Consider the following 20,018-nt stretch of genomic DNA (forward strand, 5'->3'; position numbering starts at 1 on the left):
CCGGGCCAGCGCGCCTGTCGCTCCGCCTCGTGATTCTTCCCAGCGCGCCCGTCGCTCCGCTCCATGATTCTTCCCAGCGCGCCCGTCGCTCCGCCCCGTGATTCTTCCCAACGCGCCCGTCGTTCTGCCCCGAGGCTCTTCCCAACACGCCCGTCGCTCCGCACCCCGCGGCTCTTCCCCACGCGCCCCTCCAACTGCTCTAAGTATACCATCCAACAAATTCCAAAATCAACGTAAAATTTCGTGAAAAGTGCTCATTTGTCCTTTTTTACAACAGCTAATTTGGCTAAAATACTGATTACAAGGTGATTGTGACAGCCGGACGGGGTGAAAAATAACAGCCGGCTGGGAAGGAGGGGCTCTTATGAGCGGAAAGAAGGAAACGTATGTGTACGGTTCGCTGCGGGAACGGTTTGCGCTGGAATGGAAGATATTTGCGCTGGCCTTTGTGTTCATCCTGATCGCGGACAACATCGGGCAGATCAAGATCCCGGTGGGCAAGGGAATGTTTATTCTGTTCCCCATATTTTACGCCATTATTCTGGGCGTGCTGAGCGGACCGCAGGTATTAAAAATCGTGGATAACCGCCACGTGAAGGCGGCTTCCAAGCTGGTGGTGGTGGGTATCTGTCCCTTTATCGCCAAGCTGGGAATCACGGCGGGAGCAAACATCGACACCATTCTCAACTCCGGGCCTGCGCTTCTGCTGCACGGCTTCGGCAACCTGCTGGGGCCGCTGCTGGCAATGCCCATCGCCATTCTGCTGGGCATGAAACGGGAGGCCGTGGGCGCCTGCCATTCCATCAACCGGGAATACCATATGGCGCTGATCAATAACATTTACGGACCGGAGTCCGCAGAGGCCAGAGGCAGCCTTTCCATCTACATTGTGGGCGGCATGGTGGGCACCATCTACTTCGGTCTCATGGCCTCCGTTGTGGGCATGACCGGGTGGTTCCATCCCCAGGCCCTGGGCCTGGCCTCCGGCGTGGGAGCCGGGATCATGATGGCCAGCGCAAGCGCCAGTCTGTGCGCCATCTATCCGGGCAGCGCCGAGCTCATTTCCACCATGGCCAGCGCGGGCGAGACCATGGCTGGGATCACGGGCATTTACATTACCATGTTTATCGCGATTCCCCTGGCGGATAAGCTCTACCGGGTTCTGGAACCGAAACTTGGAAGATTTGCGTTAAAGGAAAAGAAGGAGGAGAAAGCGGCATGAGATACATAGAATGGCTGGTACTGTTTATTCTGGGGGCCTGCGGAACGGGCCTTGCGAACCTGATCGGATACGGTGTGAGCTTCACGGACTCCATTCCGGGCCTGCTGGTGCTGATCGTGATTTCCATGATCGCCGTGTTTCTCACCAAGGTACTGCCCTTAAAGCTGCCCATCGTGGCGTACTGCTCCATCATCGGCCTGATCTCAGCCTGCCCCCTCTCCCCGGTCCGGGAGTTCGTGATCCAGGCGGCCGGAAACATTAACTTCACCGCCCCCTTCACCATGGTGGGCGCATTTGCCGGGCTGGCGATCAGCGACCAGTTGAAAACATTTCTCAGCCAGGGCTGGAAGATCCTGATTGTAGGTATTTTCGTGATGACCGGGACATTTTTGGGCTCCTGTCTGTGGGATCAGATGATTCTGACGCTCACCGGGGCGATTTGATAGAGGAGGAATGAGGGAATGCAGAAATGTGATCTGTTGATTAAGGGCGCGGATGTGTTGATAAACAGCGGTGAGCTGAGAGAAAATGTGGATATCGCCATAGCGGACGGCCGGATTCTGGCAGTGGACGCGGACCTGGCAAAACAGTATGAGGCGGGTGAGACGATCGACGGCCGGTATAAGCTGTTTATGCCGGGGCTGGTGGACAGCCACATGCACACCGGGCAGCAGCTGTTAAAGGGCCTGGTTCTGGACGCCAAGCCCATTATCTGGACCAGGGTCATGCTTCCCTTTGAGAGCACGCTGACGCCGGAGAAAATGCGGCTTTCCGCCCAGGCGGCGGCTCTGGAAATGATCAAATCGGGCACCGCCGGGTTCATCGACGCGGGCAGCTACTTTATGGAGGATGCTGCTGCGGTCTACGAAAAGAGCGGTCTTAGGGGCGCGCTCAGCTACTCCACCATGGACGAGGAGGGCCTGCCGGAATCCATCGCCATGGACGCCAATGAGGCGGTGAGTCGCACGGACTCCCTGTTCGACGCCTTCCACGGAAAGGGCAATCTGAAGGTGTACTACTCCCTGCGGGCGTTAAATTCCTGTTCCAACCGCCTGGTGGAGCTGGAGGCGGAGCACGCCCGGGAACGGAACACCATGCTTCAGGCCCACATGAACGAGTATATGGGCGAGGTCAACGGCATCCTGGAGCGGGAGGGCATGCGGCCCTACGAGTACCTGGAGAAAATGCAGGTTCTGGGCGGCAATTTCCTGGGCGCCCACAGCCTGATCCTCACCGACCGGGAGAAGGAGCTGGTCAGGGACCGCGGCGTCAAAGTCTGCCATTGCCCCTTCAGCAACTGCGGCAAGGCGGTGCCCGACACGCCCCAGCTTTTGGAAATGGGCATTCCGGTGGGCCTTGGCACGGACGGAGCGGCCCACGGCGGACTGAGCCTGTGGAATGAGATGAAGATTTTCCGCTCCGTGATGAACATTATCCACGGCGTTCCAAACCGTAACCCCAAGGTGATGCCTGCGGAGACCATTCTGCGAATGGTGCTGGAGGGCGGCGCTGCGGCCCTGGGCGAGGAGGGGCAGCTGGGGCGCGTGGAGGCCGGGTACAAGGCGGATCTGATCGGCATCGACATGAACCAGCCCCACCTGTGCCCCACTGGGGATCAGATCCACACGCTGCTGGAATGCGTGAACGCGGGAGACGTCTCCGACATGGTGGTGGGCGGCCGGGTTCTGATGAAAAACCGGACCGTGCTGACCCTGGACGAGGAGCGGATTCTCTATGAGTCCCGCAAATATATGGAAGAAATAAAACACTAAATTTGGAGGAAATTGTAAAATGGGCTTCTGGATGATCGTAATTTTGGCAAACCTGATTGTCGGCGTGCTGGTGGGGCTGACGGGCGTGGCGGGCTTTCTGCTGCCCATCGTGTACACCGGCCCCCTGGGCATGGGCGTGCCGGAGGGGCTGGCGCTGAGCTTTGCGGCCTTTATCGTTTCCGGGGCCCTGGGCGCAATGAACTACAAGCGGGCGGGAAATCTGGATATACCCTTTGGAATCCGCCTGAGCACCGGCAGCCTGGTGGGGGCGGTGCTGGGGGTGAAGCTGAACCTGGTGATCCCAGAGGGACAGGTGAAAATCCTTCTGTACATGGTGGTGCTCCTGTCCGGCGTGTCCATTCTCCTGCGCAAGGACAAGGCGCAGACTGAGGGCGGAGGGAAGGCGGGGTATCAGATCACCGAACATCTCCCCGCCACCCTGGCCCTGGGCTTTGTGACCGGAATGATCTGCTCCCTCTCCGGCGCAGGCGGTCCGGTGCTGGTGATGCCACTGCTGGTGGTGCTGGGGGTAAATGTGCGCACGGCGGTGGGGATTGCGTTGTTCAACTCGGTTTTCATCGGCATTCCGGCCTGCATCGGCTATATGACCCAGTGCTCCGCGCTGGATTTGCTGCCTGTGCTGGCTGCTGCGCTTCTGGCCCACGGCGTCGGGGTGGTGTTCGGCAGTAAAAATGCGGTGCGGATTAACCAGATCATCCTGAAAAAGGGGATTGCGGTGTTTTCCATATTGATTGCGGTGTGGAAGCTGGCTTTTTAATGGGGATTATGACATCGCATGAACAGTAACCTAAAGACGGGTATCGCAATTAATTATGATAAAAGAATATTGCTATTTTAATTTGCATATGTTATACTGTCATCAGAAAACGATGGTACGCTCATTGAGCGCACGAAAGCCCCCAGACTGCTACTCTGGGGGCTTTCTATTCCGTTTTGGGAGGGTGGCTTATTCCCTAGGCTGGCTACCTTAATCCTCTCTGTTCAGCCATTTGCATATGTAGTACGCAACCACACTTGCCAGTACAGAAAGTATGAACGATGGTATTTCGCCCATTGGCGCACACCCCCTTTCTCTACCTGTCTAGGGGTGGTAGCGCCTTGATTATATCATATCTCTTGTTACTTTTCTACATAATTCAAATTTCAGACGACTTCAATTCGTGTGTATCCTCATCCACATAGGTATGACGGATATCTTCACACATTTCCAGATATGGTTCCCATATGTGACGTGTAACAACCTTCTTATGCTCCCCTTTGCGGAACCATCCACTTTCCGGATCAGACGTACTTGCTTTAATTGTCTTTTCTTCTTTGCCACCAGATGGCCCGGATGGCGTGTGATTGTCATCGTCCTTTTCGTTCAGCGGGCGTTTATCATCTGTAGCAGATGTAAATCTGCTTGTTTGTCATAGTTAAAATAAAATCATAGCCAACCGTATTGGATAGATCTGGGCCCTTTCTCCATAAATGCCTCTATTTCGAGTGTTAGATATCCATTTGTAGAAATACACTTCCCTTCATCTGACATTTAACTAACTGACATTGGCCTCTGAACAGTAACGAATCCGGTGAGAATCCATACCGAAACAGATCACGAGGTCTTTCACGAGTTTCGCGTTTATGATATAATAGGAGCACTTGACGCTGTATGCCCGGGAAACCGGCGCACGTCGAAGGCATAGAGATACAGATGGGAGAGGCGGCCCCGGCGGCGGCAGTCTCCCATCTTTTTGTTGGATGCAAAGGGCCGTTGGCGCAAGCCCCCCGGGCGCTACCCCGCCCCCACGCCCCCAAGGGAGGAAGTCATGGAGAAAGCAACAAATAATCAACTTCGGCTCAGATACACCCTGGCCTTCCTGGCCTTATTTGCCCTGGAAGCGTTTATCGCGCTGCGGGTGCGGGACCGGTTTGTGCGGCCGTACCTGGGGGACGTGATGGTTGTCTGGGTGGTGTATTGTTTTGTGCGGGCCGTCCGTCCGCGGGGGTGGAAGCGGCTGCCGCTTTACGTGTTCTGGTTTGCGGTTCTGGTGGAATGGCTGCAATTCCTGAACCTTTCGGACCTGCCGGTTTTCGCCGCAAACCCCGTCGCCCGGGTGGTGCTTGGATCGGTGTTCGACTGGGCGGATATACTATGTTATGGGACCGGCTGCCTGGTTCTGGCGCTTGCGGAGCGCTGTGCGCGCGGTCGGAGAAAGTAGGAGGATCATATGGAATACAACGAATACGACAAAGAAGCGTTTTTCAACCAGTACAAGCAGATGTCCCGTTCCACGGACGGCCTGAAAGGCGCGGGCGAGTGGCACGAGCTGCAAAAGCTTCTGCCGGATTTTTCGGGCAAGGACGTGTTGGACCTGGGCTGTGGTTTCGGCTGGCACTGCAAGTACGCGGTGGACCGGGGAGCCAGGCGGGCCCTGGGGATCGATTTATCCGCCAATATGCTGGAGGAGGCAAAAAAACGCAATTTTTCCGACCGCATCGAATACCGGCAGTGCGGCATTCTGGAATATGAATACCCCCGGGAAGCCTTCGACGTGGTGATCAGCTCCCTGGCCCTGCACTATATCGACGATTTCGCGGCGGTCTGCCGGGGCGTGAACCGCTGCCTGCGGCCCGGGGGAACCTTCGTGTTCTCCGCAGAGCATCCCATTTTCACCGCTTATGGGAGCCAGGACTGGATCTACGGGGAGAACGGGAAGATTCTGCACTGGCCGGTGGACCGGTATTTTGAGGAAGGTCCCAGGGACGCGGTATTTCTGGGTGAACACGTGGTCAAGCAGCACAAGACCCTGACCACCTACTTAAACGGGCTCCTGACCCACGGATTCCGGATTCAGGCCGTGGTGGAGCCAAGGCCTGACCCGGAGATGATGGAAATCCCCGGAATGGCGGACGAACTGCGCCGGCCCATGATGCTGTTGGTCAGCGCGGTCAGGGCCGATTAAAACCAGCAAGCTTAAAACAGACGAAGGGAGTCGAGGTATGAAGCAAAGAGAGATCGGAACATCGGGAATATTTGCCAGTGAAATGTCCATGGGCGCATGGGCGATCGGAGGGGGAACCTGGTGGGGGGATAACGACGACGCTGAGTCCATCCGCACCATCCACGCGGCCCTGGACCAGGGGATCAACTGGATCGATACGGCCCGGGTCTACGGCTTCGGGCACAGCGAGGAGGTGGTGGGAAAGGCCGTTAAGGACCGCCGCCACGAGGTGATTTTGTCCACCAAATGCGGCCTGCAGTGGTATGACGACGGCGGCGAGTACCATTTCACCGGGGACGGACACCGGGTGCACCGGGATCTGCGCCCCCAGGCCATCCGCCGGGATCTGGAGCTGAGCTTAAAGGCGCTGGGTACGGACTATATCGACGTCTATTACACCCATTGGCAGTGCAAAACCTACGGTCTGGTACCCATCGCAGAGACCATGGGCGAGCTCATGCGCATGAAGGAGGAGGGCAAAATCCGGGCCATCGGCGCGTCCAACGTGCAGGTGCGCCACCTGGAGGAGTACCGGCAGAGCGGCCAGCTGGATGTGATCCAGGAGAAATACAGCATGCTGGACCGACGGGTGGAGGAGGAACTGCTGCCCTACTGCGAGGCCAATTCCGTCACCCTTCAGACCTATTCCCCCATCGAGCAGGGGCTGCTCACCGGCACGGTGCCGGACAGCTACGTTCCGAAGCCCGGGGAGGCCAGGGAGAACAAGCTCTGGTGGAGGCCACAGACCATCGCCATCGCCAATGAGATGATGGCGGGCTGGCGGGATTTGACGGATCAATACAACTGTTCCATCGCCAACCTGGTGATCGCCTGGTCCATAAAACGCAGCCCGCGGTTCAACATTCTGTGCGGGGCCAGGAAGCTTCATCAGATTGCGGAAAATGTGAAGTCCGCAGGCGTGGAGCTGACAAACGAGGATTTTGCGCGTATGGAGGCGGACGCGGATCAGGCCATTTTGCGGGCAAAGGCGCTGGGCTGAGCCGGAAAAAACGTCTTTATAGTATCTTTATAGAATCTTTATACGGCCCCGGGAAATTTTGTCTATCTTCTTTATATATTCTGCGGTTAAAATTAAATCAGGATATAGATGAGAGGAGGGCGTACTATGTTATTTCGCAAGGGTAAAAAGATCGTGATTGCCGGTTCCAGTCAATGGGGGGCAAGGTTGGCCGGCCAGCTCTCCGGCAAAGGCTACGACGTTGTGGTGGTGGACAGCCGGAGGGACGCGTTTCGCAAGCTGCCGGAAGATTTTAACGGAAACCAGGTGGAGGGGGACGTGACGGACCCCAAGGTGCTGGAGCGGTGCGGAGCCGGAAAGGCCGTGGCGTTCATTGCAGCCACCCAGAATGACAATGTAAACCTGATGGTGGGCCAGATCGCCCGCTGTCTCATGGAGGTCGAGCACGTGTACGTGATGCTGGAGGACCAGCAGCGCCAGAAAATCATCGGCGGTTCGGGTATCAAGACCATCTGCCCGCTGGAGGCCTCGGCTGAAGAGTGCGCGCGGCTGGTGGGCGAGGCCTGCCGGAAGGAGGCCGTATGAAGATTGCGGTTGCCGGAGGCAGGGAGACGGCGGATTATCTGACCGGCCTTTTGAGAGAGGCGGGGCACAAGGTGGCGGTGATCCAGGAGGACCGCGCCTTCTGCGAGCACCTGTCCGCAAAATACGACATGTCCGTGACCTGCGGGGACCCCTGCCGGGAGGATGTGCTGGCAGACGCCGGAATCCGGGGCTGCGGCCTGTTTCTGGCGCTGCTGCCGGAGGACGCCGACAATCTGGAGGTGTGCCAGATGGCCAAGCGCCTGTTTGCGGCGGAGAAAACCGCGTGCCTGGTCCGAAATCCGGCCAATGTGGAGATTTTTGAAAGCCTGGGCGTGGACCGCGCCGTCAGCCCGGCCCGGCTTTTAGCCGCATACGCCGCAGAGGGCTGACTGGCCCGGACGGTATTTGCTGGAGGGAAACAGTTTATATGTCTCATGAATACGGAAAAGAAGTGGCGCAGTTTGTGGGAGCGTGGATGAAAGTCGCCATTATTTGGGTATTGTCCACGATGCTGGCAATTCTGATGAGCAGAGCGGGCCTGCGGGCGGAAAATCTGCTGTTGGTCTATCTGGTGGGCGTTCTGATCAGCATCGTGCTGACCGGCAGCCTGACCTGGGGAATTCTCTCGGCGTTTGTGTTCGCGCTGACCTTCAACTACCTGTTTACGGAGCCGAAGCTGACATTTCACATGTACGATGCCAACTACGCGATCTCCGTGTTGATTTTCGTGGTGGTGGCGGTTATCGTCTCCACCCTGATGGTAAAATTACAGCGTCAGATGCAGATCGCCAACAAGAAACGGGAGATCACAAGCAAGATCAATACCATCGGAAACGGCTTTCTCAACGTTTCCGGCTTTGACGAGATCAAGCGCTACAGCGAGGAGAGCCTGGCGGGCCTGACGGGCAAGCGGGTGACTGTGATGCTCAAAGAGAGCGAGCGGGAGGAATTTCCCAACGCGCTGGCGGAGTGGTGCTACAACCAGTCCCTCCCCTGCGGCCATGGGGAGTGCCAGTTCCCGGGCGACAGCGGCCTTTATATCCCCATCAAGAACCGGGAAAAGACCTACGGCGTGATTGTGTTCGACTGCACGGACTGGTCCCTCCGGGAGGAGGAGAAGGTCTACGTGGACACGGTGATCTCCCAGATCACCCTGGTGATCGAGCGGGAGCAGCTGAGCCGGGAGAAGGAGAACAACCGCATCCAGATGGAGCGGGAGCGCTTAAAGAGCACACTGCTGCGCAGCATCTCCCATGACCTGCGCACGCCCCTGACCGGCATCGGCAGCAACGCCGGTTTCCTGTGCGACAACATCGGGATCATCGACCAGGACACGGTCCGGGGGATGTTAAAGGACATCTGCAAGGACACGGAGTGGCTGAGCACCATGGTGGAAAACCTGCTGAATCTGACCAGAATCCAGGAGGGCAGGCTGGATATCAATAAGACCAAGGAGGTGGTGGACGATATCATCGGCTCCGCGGTAAAACTGGTGTCCAAGCGCGTGGGGACCCACCGCCTTAAGACGAAAACGCCGGAGGAGATTCTGCTCTTTTCCGTGGACGGGCGCCTGTTCATCCAGGTGCTGGTGAATCTGCTGGACAACGCCTTCCGCCATTCCGGCGAGGGAACCACCGTGACCATTTCCGCGGAGCGGGTGGGAAACAACATCCGGTTCCAGGTCTCCGACGACGGGGTGGGAATCCCGGAGGGCAAGATGGCGCAGATATTTGACAATTTCTTTACCACCGCGTATCAGGACGGCGACCGCCAGCGGGGGGGGGGGCTGGGGCTCACCATCTGCAAGGCCATTGTGGAGGCCCAGGGCGGAAGAATCTCGGCCTTTAACAACAGCGCCGGTGGGGCGACTTTTTCTGTAGAAATGCCGATGGAGGACATGAAAGGTGAATGAACTGACAATACTGGTGATCGAGGGCGACAAAACCATTCAGAACTTTCTGAAGATATCCCTGCAGACCAAGGGGTATAAATACATCCTGGCAGACAACGGCTTGTCGGGTATCTCCTATTTTTACGCGGACAATCCCGACCTGATTCTGCTGGATTTAGGGCTGCCGGACATCGACGGCATGGAGGTTCTGCGTCAGGTCCGCCAGAAGTCCGAGGTGCCCATCATCATCGTGTCCGCCAGAGGGCAGGAGCGGGAGAAGGTGTCGGCTTTGGACGAGGGAGCGGACGATTTTGTGATGAAGCCCTTCAACGCGGAGGAGCTGCTGGCCCGGATCCGGGTGGCCCTGCGCCACAAGGGGACGGTGAAGAAGCAGATGTCCGAGTTCGAGCTGGACTCCCTGAAAATTGATTTTGAGAAGCGCAAGATCTTTGTCCATGGGCAGGAGATCCATCTGACGCCCATCGAGTACAAGATGATGACGCTGCTGGTGAACAACAGCGGCAAGGTGCTGACGCACCATTACATCCAGAACCAGGTGTGGGGCTATGACACAACGGACGATTACCAGTCTCTGCGGGTGTTTATGGCAAATATCCGGCGCAAGATCGAGGACGATACCGCCAATCCGCGCTTCATTCTCACGGAGGTGGGAGTGGGGTACCGGTTCGCGGACGAATAGCGGGAAATTTAAGAAAACAGGAAGAGGAATTGTCTCGGCAGGCGGGACGATTCCTCTTTTCGCATTTATGGGATCTTTATGAACAGCGGAAAGTGAACAATGGAATCTTTATCAGGGGCCGTGCTAACATAGCTTATCATAAAACGAGGAGGAAAAAGCTATGGCAATCATGTACGGCCTTGTAGGAGCGGCCGCGGTAGGGATACTCCTATACCTGATTATAATTCTGTTGAGAGGTGATAAACAATGACGAATGTGGCTGTTCAGATGATCGGATATTGTATCATACTGGTTCTGTTGGCAATCCCGCTGGGAAATTACATTGCAAAGGTGATGAACGGGGAGCGGGTATTTCTCTCCGGAATCCTGCGCCCGGCGGAGCGGGGGATTTACAGACTCCTGAAAATCGATGAAAACGAGGATATGGACTGGAAGAAATACTCGGTCTGCACGGCGGTGTTCAGCGTATTCAGCCTGTTTGTGCTGTGGTTTATCCTGTGCTTCCAGAAATTTCTCCCCATGAATCCCCAGGGGACCGGCAATATGAGCTGGCATTTGGGATTCAACACGGCGGCCAGCTTCGCCACCAACACCAACTGGCAGGCCTACTCTGGCGAGTCCGCTTTGAGCTACTTCAGCCAGATGGTAGGGTTGAATTTCCAGAACTTTGTCTCCGCCGCCGTGGGCATTGTGGTGCTGTTCGCCCTGATCCGGGGGTTTGTGCGGGTGAAGAAAACCGGCCTGGGAAACTTTTATGCGGATATGACGAGGACCGTGCTGTATGTGCTGATTCCCCTCTCCGTGATCGTTTCCCTGGTGATCGCCTCCCAGGGCACGCCCCAGACCTTCAGCCGGTACGAGGAGACAGAGCTGTTAGAGCCTGTTACGGTGGAACATGAGGACGGGACGGAAACGGTGGTTACCAAGCAGGTGATCCCGCTGGGACCGGCGGCCAGCCAGATTGCGATCAAGCAGCTGGGAACCAACGGCGGCGGTTTCTTCGGAAACAACTCCGCGCATCCCTTTGAGAATCCCACGCCCCTGTCCAATCTCTTTGAAATGGTCTCCATTCTGCTGATCCCCGCGGCCCTGTGCTTCACCTTTGGCCGGAATGTGCGGGATAAACGGCAGGGGATCGCCATTTTCCTGGCCATGTTTATCCTGCTGGCGGTATCCCTTGCCGTCGTGGGAGCGGCCGAGCAGAGCGGCACCCCGCAGATCAGCCAGAGCGGCGCGGTCTACACGGGAACCGACGGGCAGTCGGGCGGCAACATGGAGGGCAAGGAACCCCGGTTTGGCATCGCTTCGTCCACGACCTGGGCCGTATTCACCACGGCGGCCTCCAACGGCTCCGTCAACAGTATGCACGACAGCTACACGCCCATCGGCGGCATGATCCCGATGCTGCTCATGCAGCTGGGCGAGGTGGTGTTCGGAGGTACCGGCTGCGGACTCTACGGGATGATCGGGTTCGCCGTTTTAACGGTGTTTATCGCCGGACTGATGGTGGGCCGGACGCCGGAGTATCTGTGCAAGAAGATCGAACCCTTTGAGATGAAAATGGCGGTTCTGGTCTGCCTGGCCACTCCGGTGGCGATCCTGGTGGGCAGCGGGATCGCGGCTCTGCTTCCCGCAACCCACGACAGCTTAAACAATCCGGGGGCCCACGGACTTTCCGAAGTTCTCTACGCGTTTTCCTCCGCGGGCGGCAACAACGGCTCCGCCTTTGCGGGATTTAACGCTAACACGCCGTTTTTGAATGTGAGCATCGGGCTGGTTATGCTGTTCGTGCGTTTTGTGCCCATGTTTGCAACCCTGGCCATCGCGGGCAGCCTGGTAAAGAAACAGAAGGTGGCGGTCAGCTCCGGCACTCTGCCTACCCACAACGCCATGTTCATTTTCCTGTTGATCTTCGTGGTGCTGCTGGTCGGGGCGCTGAGCTTCTTCCCGGCCCTGTCTCTGGGACCTGTGGCGGAATATTTTGAGATGATTGCATAGATCGCATAACGGAAGGAATGATTCGATATGAAGGACCAAAAAAATAAAAGTATATTTGCTGACCGAAACATGATGAACCGGGCCCTGAGGGATTCGGTGCTGAAGCTCAGCCCCAAAGTCCAGGTAAAAAATCCGGTGATGTTCATGGTGTTTGTGTCCGCCATCCTGACCCTTGTGCTCTTTGTGCTGGCTCTGGCGGGAATCCGGGACGCCCATCCGGGATACATACTGGCGATCTCCGTCATCCTGTGGTTTACCTGCCTGTTCGGCAACTTCGCGGAAGCCATTGCCGAGGGCAGAGGCAAGGCTCAGGCAGACGCCCTGCGGGCGGGCCGCAGGGACGTGACGGCTGCAAAAATCCCCTCCATGGACCGCAAGTCCGAGGTTCAGATGGTGAAATCCACGGAGTTGCGCAGAGGCGACCTGGTGATCGTACAGGCGGGGGAGCAGATTCCCGCCGACGGCGACGTGGTGGAGGGCGCGGCCTCGGTGGATGAGAGCGCCATTACCGGCGAGTCCGCCCCGGTCATACGGGAGAGCGGCGGCGACCGCAGCGCCGTGACCGGCGGCACCACGGTGATCTCCGACTGGCTGGTGATCAAGGTCACCAGCAACCCCGGCGAGGGTTTTATGGATAAGATGATCGCCATGGTGGAGGGCGCTTCCAGAAAGAAAACCCCCAATGAGCTGGCGCTGCAGATTTTTCTGGTGGCCCTGTCCATTATCTTTGTTCTGGTGACCGCGGCTCTGTACTCCTATTCCCTGTTTTCTTCCGTGGAAAAGGGAACCGTGAACCCCACCTCCATCACCAACCTGGTGGCCCTGCTGATCTGCCTGGCGCCCACCACCATCGGCGCGCTGCTTTCCGCCATCGGCATCGCGGGCATGAGCCGTTTGAACCAGGCCAACGTGCTGGCCATGAGCGGAAGGGCCATTGAGGCTGCCGGGGACGTGGACACTCTGCTGCTCGACAAGACCGGCACCATCACCCTGGGAAACCGGCAGGCGGACGCCTTCATCCCGGTGGACGGGGCGGATGAACGGGAACTGGCGGACGCCGCCCAGCTCTCATCCCTGGCGGATGAGACGCCGGAGGGCCGCAGCATCGTGGTATTAGCCAAGGAGCGCTTTGGAATCCGGGGCCGCAGCATGGAGGAGCTGAACGCAGAGTTTGTGCCCTTTACGGCCAAAACCAGGATGAGCGGCGTCAATATCCACGGCTCGGAGATCCGAAAGGGCGCCGCGGACGCGGTGAAGGCTTATGTCACCGGCCAGGGCGGGCGTTTCAGCAAGGAGTGCGAGGACACGGTCGCCCGCATCGCCAATCAGGGCGGAACCCCCCTTGTGGTGGCCAGGGACGGCCGGGTGCTGGGCGTTGTGGCGCTGAAGGATATTGTGAAGCAGGGCGTCAAGGAGAAATTTGCCGACTTAAGGAAAATGGGAATCCGCACCATCATGATCACCGGCGACAACCCGCTGACCGCGGCGTCCATTGCGGCGGAAGCGGGGGTGGATGATTTTCTGGCCGAGGCCACGCCTGAGGCAAAGCTGGAGATGATCCGGGAGTACCAGGCGGGCGGCCATCTGGTGGCCATGACCGGCGACGGCACCAACGACGCTCCGGCCCTGGCCCAGGCGGACGTGGCGGTGGCGATGAACACCGGAACCCAGGCGGCAAAGGAAGCCGGCAATATGGTGGATCTGGATTCCTCGCCCACCAAGCTGATTGAGATCGTAAAAATCGGCAAACAACTGCTGATGACCAGGGGGTCCCTGACCACCTTCAGCATCGCCAACGACGTGGCAAAATACTTCGCCATCATTCCGGCTTTGTTTATGAAGCTTTACCCGGGGCTGTCCGCCCTCAACATCATGGGGCTTCACAGCGCTCAGAGCGCGGTGCTTTCGGCCATTATCTACAACGCGCTGATTATTGTGGCGCTGATCCCGCTGGCCCTTAAGGGCGTGAAATACCGCGAGGTGTCCGCCGCAAAAATGCTCAGCGGAAATCTACTGGTTTACGGTCTGGGCGGCATCATCATCCCCTTTGCGGCCATAAAGGCCATCGATATGCTGCTCACGGCCACCGGCATGATTGTTTAGGAAGGGAAGGAAGAAGATTATGAAAACAGTAAAATCAGTTATACCGAAGATGCTGGGATTTTTCCTGGTCATGCTGGTGATCACCAGTCTCATCTATCCGGCGGTCATCACGGCGGCTGCCCGGGCTATGTTTCCGGACCAGGCGACCGGGTCCATCATTGTGGGAAACGACGGGAAAAGGTACGGAAGCGAGCTGCTGGCCCAGGAGTTTACCGGTGAGAACTATATGTGGGGCAGAATCATGAACGTGGATACCGCCACATTCACCGGGGAGGACGGAGAGCCGCTCCTGTATTCCTGGGCGTCCAACAAATCGCCGGCCGGGGAGGAGCTTGAAGCGCTGGTTGCGGAACGGGTTGAGCGGCTTCGGGCCGCCAACCCGGAACAGGGGGATGAACCGATCCCCGTGGATCTGGTCACCTGCTCCGGCAGCGGGCTGGACCCGGACATTTCGCCGGCGGCCGCCGAGTACCAGGTTCAGCGGATCGCAGACGCCAGAGGGATGCGGCCGGAGGACGTGCAGGCGGTGATCGACCGTTACACGAACGGCAGAACCTTCGGTTTATTTGGCGAGCCGAGAGTTAATGTGCTGAAGGTGAATCTGGCGCTGGACGGAAAATTGTAAATATTTGGGAAATATTTTCGAGCTGCCGCGGTATGCGGCGGCTCTGCAGTGCGTTTTCCGGTTGGGGAAATGTGAGGGCGGGCCGTATCTGCCCCTCCCCAAGACCTGGCGGCAGACGTAGTTAAAAAACAGCAGTTTCATAAATAAGACAGGGGTTGTGAATATATGGATGGGAGACCGGATCCGGAACAGATTTTAAAAAAGAATTTTCCCAAGGGGTCAGGAAACGGCCACGGGCGGCTGAAAATTTTCTTCGGCTATGCGGCCGGGGTGGGGAAAACCTATGCGATGCTGGAGGCGGCGCGGGACGAGGCGGCGGCCGGCCGGGACGTGCTGGCCGGGTATATCGAGCCCCACGACCGTCCGGAGACCATGGCCCTGCTCTCCGGGCTGGAAGTGCTGCCGCCCCGGTGGATCAAATACAGGGGAATCGAGCTGCGGGAATTTGATCTGGACGGCGTTCTGATGCGCCGCCCGGGTCTGGTTATGGTGGATGAGCTGGCCCACACCAACGTGGAGGGCTGCCGCCACAGAAAGCGCTGGCAGGACGTGATTGAGCTATTGGAAGCGGGGATCGACGTTTACACCACGGTAAACGTGCAGCATCTGGAGAGCCTTCACGACATCGTGGCCTCGATCACCCATGTCCGGGTGAGCGAGCGCATTCCGGACCGCGTATTCGACCAGGCGGACCAGGTGGAGCTGGTGGACATTTCCCCGGAGGAGCTGCAAAAGCGGTTGGAGGAGGGGAAGATTTACCGGAAGGAGCAGGCCGGGAGGGCGGCGGCGAACTTCTTTACAGTGGAAAATCTCTCCGCGCTGCGGGAGATCGCGCTTCGCCGGACCGCGGACCGGGTGAACCGGGAGGTGGTCCGGGAGCGGGAGGCGGCGGGCAAGGATTATTACACCGGGGAGCACGTGCTGGTCTGCCTGTCCCCGTCCCCCACCAACGCCAGGGTGATCCGCACCGCCGCCCGCATGGCCGGGGCGTTCCGCGGCGACTTCACGGCGATTCTGGTGGAAACCTCCCAGATCAAACAGGAGAACGCGAAAGTATCCAAAAAAATGGAGGCCAATATCGCTTTGGCCAAACAGTTCGGGGCCAATGTGATCACCCTCTACGGCGAGGACATCGTGGAGCAGATCGCCGGGTATGCCAGGCGCAACGGCATTTCCAAGATCGTGATCGGGCGCACGGTGCAAAAGCCTCATCTGTTCTATGTGAAGCCCACTCTGATCGACCGGCTGATCAAGCGGCTTCCCAATATGGACATCTATGTGATTCCGGACAGCAACGCGGGACCGCAGTCACGAAAGCGGGAATTTTTGGAAATATTTCGGGTGAAAAGCAAGAGCGATTTCCTGAAAACAGCGGTGATTCTGGGCGCAGCCACCCTGCTGTCCGCGCTGCTGTACCGGCTTCGGGCCGGGGAGATCAATGTGGTGATGGTTTATATCATGGGCGTGGTGTGGGTGGCCTATGCGACAGGGGGCAGGCGCTGGGGCGTGACAGCCTCTCTGGCCTCCGTGGTGCTGTTCAACTTCTTTTTTACAGAGCCGCGCTTTACCTTCCAGGCGGATGCGGCCTCCTATCCCTTCACCTTTGGCGCTATGCTGTTCTGTGCGCTGGTGACCAGCACCCTGGCCGGACGGCTGAAGCAGCAGGCCGGGATTGCGGAGCGGGATTCCCGGTACATGCAGGTGCTGCTGAACGTGAGCCGCAGCCTGAGGAAGGGCAGGAGCGCGGAGGAGGTGCTGGAAATCTGCGGAAAGCAGGTGAAAAGCCTGCTTGGCCGGAATATCGTGGTTTATAGCACAGCGGACGGCAAGCTCTCCGGCCGCAGGATCTTTGCGCTGGAGGGCCAGGAGGAATCCGCGGCCCAGACCTTTTCCGGCAGCGACGAGGAAGCGGTGGCGGTCTGGGCCTTCAAAAACCGGCACAAGGCGGGGCGCACCACGGACACCCTGCCCGGAGCCAAAGCCCGGTACACCCCGGTTTACAGGGGAAAATCCACCTACGCGGTGATCGGCGTGGAGCTTAAAGGGGACGACACCATCCCGCCCAATGACAAAAACGTGCTCAACACCATCGCGGCGGAGGCGGCGGCCCGGCTGACGGAGCTGGCGGGAGAGTGAAGGCAGCGGCGGGACGCCGGGATATTGGGCGGAGGTCAAGGAGGCACGCTTCGTTCCTTCTCTATTTATAGAAGATTTACGGCAGCGGGGCCGTATGGAATGGAAAATTTATGAGCATCCATGGTATCCTTTTATTGAAAGCAATAGGACGCTGGCGCAGCCGGCGGGCGATTGCTATAGAGAGGAAGTGATCTCATGGTAGTGAAATTAAAGATGAACCTGAAAGCTCCGCTGGAAGCGTTCTGCGACCGTTTTCCGCTGTTTTCCATGGTAGTGATGCAGGCCGTGATGGCGGTTGTCATGATGGCGGCGGTGGGAGCCATCGCGCTGGCGGGCGGCACCGTGATCTGGTTGTTTTACAGGGCCGCCGGTCTCATGTAGGGAAAGCCAAAATTGAAAGATCCTGTAAAACGTGAAAATGTACTTGAAAAATCCTCGTAAACTGTATAAACTGTTAGGTATATATGTTCAGGAAAACTGAATACCGGCAGGATTGGACGAGGATACAGACATGAAGATATTGTATAGTAAAACGCTGGATGGAATCTGCATCCAGCGTTGTTTTGGTTTAGACGGAACGGTACAGATTCCGGACAGCCTGGCTGGGGAGCCGGTCACCCGGCTGGCGGCCTATCTGTTTTCCGGTTCCATGGCGCGGGCGCTGCGGGACCGGGGCGGTTTTGAGGAGCCGCTGTTTCTCTGGGACAGCGGGGAAACACCGGATTTCCCCAGGGATTCCAGAACGGTTTCACGGGAAGAGGCGGACACGGAGCTATGTGATGGGCTTCCCGCTGTCTGCGGCGGAGCGCTGCGGGAACTGTGTCTCCCAAACGGGTTGAAGGCGGTGGGGGCCTACGCCTTTTATGGCTGCGAGGACCTAAAAAAGCTGGAATGCGCTTCCGCCACAACGGACTGGGGGGCGGGCGCGTTTACGGGCTGCACCGGGCTGGAGTGGTTGAGCGTGTCTCTTCTGCCAGGGCGGAAGTCCTGCCTTAAGGAGATTCTCTCGGAGCTGCGCCAGGCCCTCAGGGTGGACTTGTGCGATCCGGCGGGGGAGTTGACGGCAAGGCTCGTATTTCCGGAGTTTTACGAGGAATCGGTGGAGAACACGCCGGCCCGCATCATCATGCGGGAGGTTCACGGCTGCGGCCATATGTACCGCTACTGCTTTGACGGAGGGGATTTTGATTTCCGGGAATACGACCGCTTGTTTCCCTACGTCCAGGCCCAAGAGCCGGAGGAATTCGTCTCAGGGCTGGCCCTTTGCCGTCTCTGTTTTCCGGCGGGACTGGGGCCGGAGGCGCAGGAAGAGTACCGGGCGTATATCCGGGAACATCCGGCAGCGGCGGCCCGGGCGGCCATGGCGGAGCGGGATACGACCATGACCGCCCGGCTGGCGGAGGAGGCCCGGGAGCGCGAACAGCTCCTGGCGATGATCGGCGAGGCGGAGCGGGCCGGGAACGCCGCCGCCCTGGCGCTGTTTATGGACCGCCTGCACCGGCGCTTTAAGAACGAGCGCGCGGTGAGAAGAAGGTTTGAGCTCTGATAAAGGATTCATTAAAATACATTCAGGAGGAAAATACAATGTCAAAGAAAACAAATGGACAGGAACTGCAGGAAAAGCTGACCTGGAAGTTCCCGCATATCGCAAAGGACGCCCCGCAGCAGATGGAGAAGGCGTCCAAGTTCTGCGAGGGCTACAAGGAATTTTTAAACGGCGGCAAGACGGAGCGGGAGTGCGTGCGCCTGGTGGTCCGCATGTTGAAAAAGGCGGGCTACAAGCCCTTTGACCCCAAGGCTTCCTACGAGCCGGGGGACAAGGTATATTACGTCAACCGTGAGAAGTCCGTTATCGCCACCACCTTCGGCAAAAAGCCGCTGACCGACGGGCTGCGCATCAACGGCGCGCACATCGACTCCCCGCGTCTGGACTTAAAACCCAACCCGGTTTACGAGAAGGAGGACATTGCCTACTTCAAGACCCACTACTACGGTGGAATCCGCAAGTACCAGTGGGGGACCATCCCGCTTGCCATGCACGGCGTGATCGTGAAGAAGGACGGGGAGAAGGTGGAGATCAGCATCGGCGAGAAGGAAGGGGATCCGGTTTTCTGCGTGACCGATCTGCTGCCCCATCTGGCCGCCAAGCAGAATGACCGGAAGCTGGCGGAGGGAATCAAGGGCGAGGAGCTGAACATCGTCGTCGGTTCCGTGCCGTTCCAGGACGAGGATGTGAAGGAGCCGGTCAAGCTTCTGGCGCTTCAGATTTTAAACGAAATGTATGGGATCACGGAGCACGACTTCTACCGGGCGGAGATCGAGATGGTTCCGGCCCACAAGGCCGCGGACGTGGGCTTTGACCGCAGCATGGTGGGCGCTTACGGACAGGACGACCGGGTTTGCGCGTACACGGCCCTGCTGGCGGAGATTGAGACTAAGAAGCCGGCCCGCACCACGGTGACGATCCTGGCCGACAAGGAGGAGATCGGCTCCAATGGCAACACGGGGCTGGATTCGGATTATGTGCTCCACTACATAGAAGATCTGGCGGATCAGGCCGGAGTGAAGGCACGGGATGTGCTGAGAAATTCGCTCTGCCTGTCCTCTGACGTGAACGCGGCCTACGACCCCACTTTCTCCGACGTCTACGAGGCCCGCAACTCCAGCTACATCAACAAGGGCTGCGTGCTGACCAAATACACGGGGGCAAGAGGAAAGTCCGGCTCCAACGACGCCAGCGCCGAGACCATGGCCAAGGTGATCGGAATCATGGACTCCGAGGGCGTTTACTGGCAGGCGGGCGAGCTGGGCGCGGTGGACGCGGGCGGCGGCGGAACCATCGCCAAATTTGTGGCCGGAATGGATGTGGACACCGTGGATCTGGGCGTGCCGATCCTGTCCATGCACGCGCCCTTTGAGCTGGCGTCCAAGCTGGATGTTTACAACACCTACAAGGCGTTCAAGGCATTTTATAAATAAATATGGAGCGGTTCAGATAGCGT

18 protein-coding genes are annotated in these 20,018 nt (G+C 58.2%); all 18 read left to right on the plus strand.

From position 1 onward, the window contains the following. Window positions 1–364: 364 nt before the first annotated feature. Entirely contained in the window at window positions 365–1,222 is an 858-nt protein-coding gene (locus ACK2JC_RS16810) for a DUF3100 domain-containing protein (protein ID WP_007719071.1), read from the plus strand. Continuing rightward, complete coding sequence (locus ACK2JC_RS16815; protein WP_007719068.1) at window positions 1,219–1,665, plus strand: hypothetical protein; 447 nt, start codon at window positions 1,219–1,221, stop codon at window positions 1,663–1,665. Before ACK2JC_RS16810 ends, ACK2JC_RS16815 begins: the two co-directional genes overlap by 4 nt. A gap of 18 nt (window positions 1,666–1,683) precedes the next feature. Continuing rightward, window positions 1,684–2,994 (plus strand): amidohydrolase family protein, encoded by a 1,311-nt coding sequence (locus ACK2JC_RS16820; RefSeq protein WP_320937168.1) that lies wholly within the window; start codon window positions 1,684–1,686, stop codon window positions 2,992–2,994. Window positions 2,995–3,013: 19 nt separating this feature from the next. Next, on the plus strand, window positions 3,014–3,772 hold the full coding sequence (locus ACK2JC_RS16825) for a sulfite exporter TauE/SafE family protein (protein WP_320937167.1): 759 nt from the start codon (window positions 3,014–3,016) through the stop codon (window positions 3,770–3,772). Between the two features lie 1,051 nt (window positions 3,773–4,823). Then, window positions 4,824–5,216 carry a DUF2809 domain-containing protein gene (locus ACK2JC_RS16830; RefSeq protein ID WP_276950024.1) on the plus strand — a complete coding sequence of 131 codons (393 nt, stop codon included), beginning with the start codon at window positions 4,824–4,826 and terminating at the stop codon, window positions 5,214–5,216. 9 nt (window positions 5,217–5,225) lie between these two features. Next, complete coding sequence (locus ACK2JC_RS16835; protein ID WP_320937166.1) at window positions 5,226–5,960, plus strand: class I SAM-dependent methyltransferase; 735 nt, start codon at window positions 5,226–5,228, stop codon at window positions 5,958–5,960. Between the two features lie 37 nt (window positions 5,961–5,997). Continuing rightward, window positions 5,998–6,999 (plus strand): aldo/keto reductase, encoded by a 1,002-nt coding sequence (locus tag ACK2JC_RS16840; RefSeq protein ID WP_227166986.1) that lies wholly within the window; start codon window positions 5,998–6,000, stop codon window positions 6,997–6,999. A gap of 126 nt (window positions 7,000–7,125) precedes the next feature. Beyond that, complete coding sequence (locus ACK2JC_RS16845) at window positions 7,126–7,563, plus strand: potassium channel family protein (protein WP_024737737.1); 438 nt, start codon at window positions 7,126–7,128, stop codon at window positions 7,561–7,563. Further along, a complete protein-coding gene (locus ACK2JC_RS16850) occupies window positions 7,560–7,952 on the plus strand; it encodes a potassium channel family protein (RefSeq protein ID WP_092363759.1) in 393 nt (130 codons plus the stop codon). The genes ACK2JC_RS16845 and ACK2JC_RS16850 overlap by 4 nt, the downstream gene beginning before the upstream one ends. Window positions 7,953–7,990: 38 nt before the next feature. After that, window positions 7,991–9,475, plus strand: a complete 1,485-nt coding sequence (locus ACK2JC_RS16855; RefSeq protein ID WP_411337470.1) for an ATP-binding protein — start codon at window positions 7,991–7,993, stop codon at window positions 9,473–9,475. Next, entirely contained in the window at window positions 9,468–10,154 is a 687-nt protein-coding gene (locus ACK2JC_RS16860) for a response regulator transcription factor (protein WP_320937164.1), read from the plus strand. The genes ACK2JC_RS16855 and ACK2JC_RS16860 overlap by 8 nt, the downstream gene beginning before the upstream one ends. A 246-nt stretch (window positions 10,155–10,400) precedes the next feature. Further along, window positions 10,401–12,152, plus strand: coding sequence for a potassium-transporting ATPase subunit KdpA (gene kdpA / locus ACK2JC_RS16865; RefSeq protein ID WP_368271917.1), 1,752 nt, complete (start codon window positions 10,401–10,403; stop codon window positions 12,150–12,152). Window positions 12,153–12,179: 27 nt separating this feature from the next. Continuing rightward, window positions 12,180–14,255: a potassium-transporting ATPase subunit KdpB gene (gene kdpB, locus ACK2JC_RS16870; protein ID WP_320937162.1), complete on the plus strand. Its 2,076-nt coding sequence runs from the start codon at window positions 12,180–12,182 to the stop codon at window positions 14,253–14,255. Window positions 14,256–14,274: 19 nt separating this feature from the next. Further along, complete coding sequence (kdpC, locus tag ACK2JC_RS16875; RefSeq protein ID WP_320937161.1) at window positions 14,275–14,880, plus strand: potassium-transporting ATPase subunit KdpC; 606 nt, start codon at window positions 14,275–14,277, stop codon at window positions 14,878–14,880. A gap of 165 nt (window positions 14,881–15,045) precedes the next feature. Further along, the gene (locus ACK2JC_RS16880; RefSeq protein WP_320937160.1) at window positions 15,046–17,016 is read left to right on the plus strand and encodes a DUF4118 domain-containing protein; all 1,971 of its coding nucleotides are present in this window, start codon (window positions 15,046–15,048) and stop codon (window positions 17,014–17,016) included. A gap of 195 nt (window positions 17,017–17,211) precedes the next feature. Further along, complete coding sequence (locus tag ACK2JC_RS16885; protein ID WP_092363777.1) at window positions 17,212–17,397, plus strand: hypothetical protein; 186 nt, start codon at window positions 17,212–17,214, stop codon at window positions 17,395–17,397. 130 nt (window positions 17,398–17,527) lie between these two features. Further along, on the plus strand, window positions 17,528–18,562 hold the full coding sequence (locus tag ACK2JC_RS16890; RefSeq protein ID WP_368274694.1) for a leucine-rich repeat protein: 1,035 nt from the start codon (window positions 17,528–17,530) through the stop codon (window positions 18,560–18,562). 38 nt (window positions 18,563–18,600) lie between these two features. Next, entirely contained in the window at window positions 18,601–19,995 is a 1,395-nt protein-coding gene (locus ACK2JC_RS16895; RefSeq protein WP_320937158.1) for an aminopeptidase, read from the plus strand. The last annotated feature ends 23 nt before the right edge of the window (window positions 19,996–20,018 follow it).

This window comes from Enterocloster lavalensis, from assembly GCF_046603895.1.
In the GTDB taxonomy this organism is placed as follows: Bacteria; Bacillota; Clostridia; order Lachnospirales; family Lachnospiraceae; genus Enterocloster; species Enterocloster lavalensis.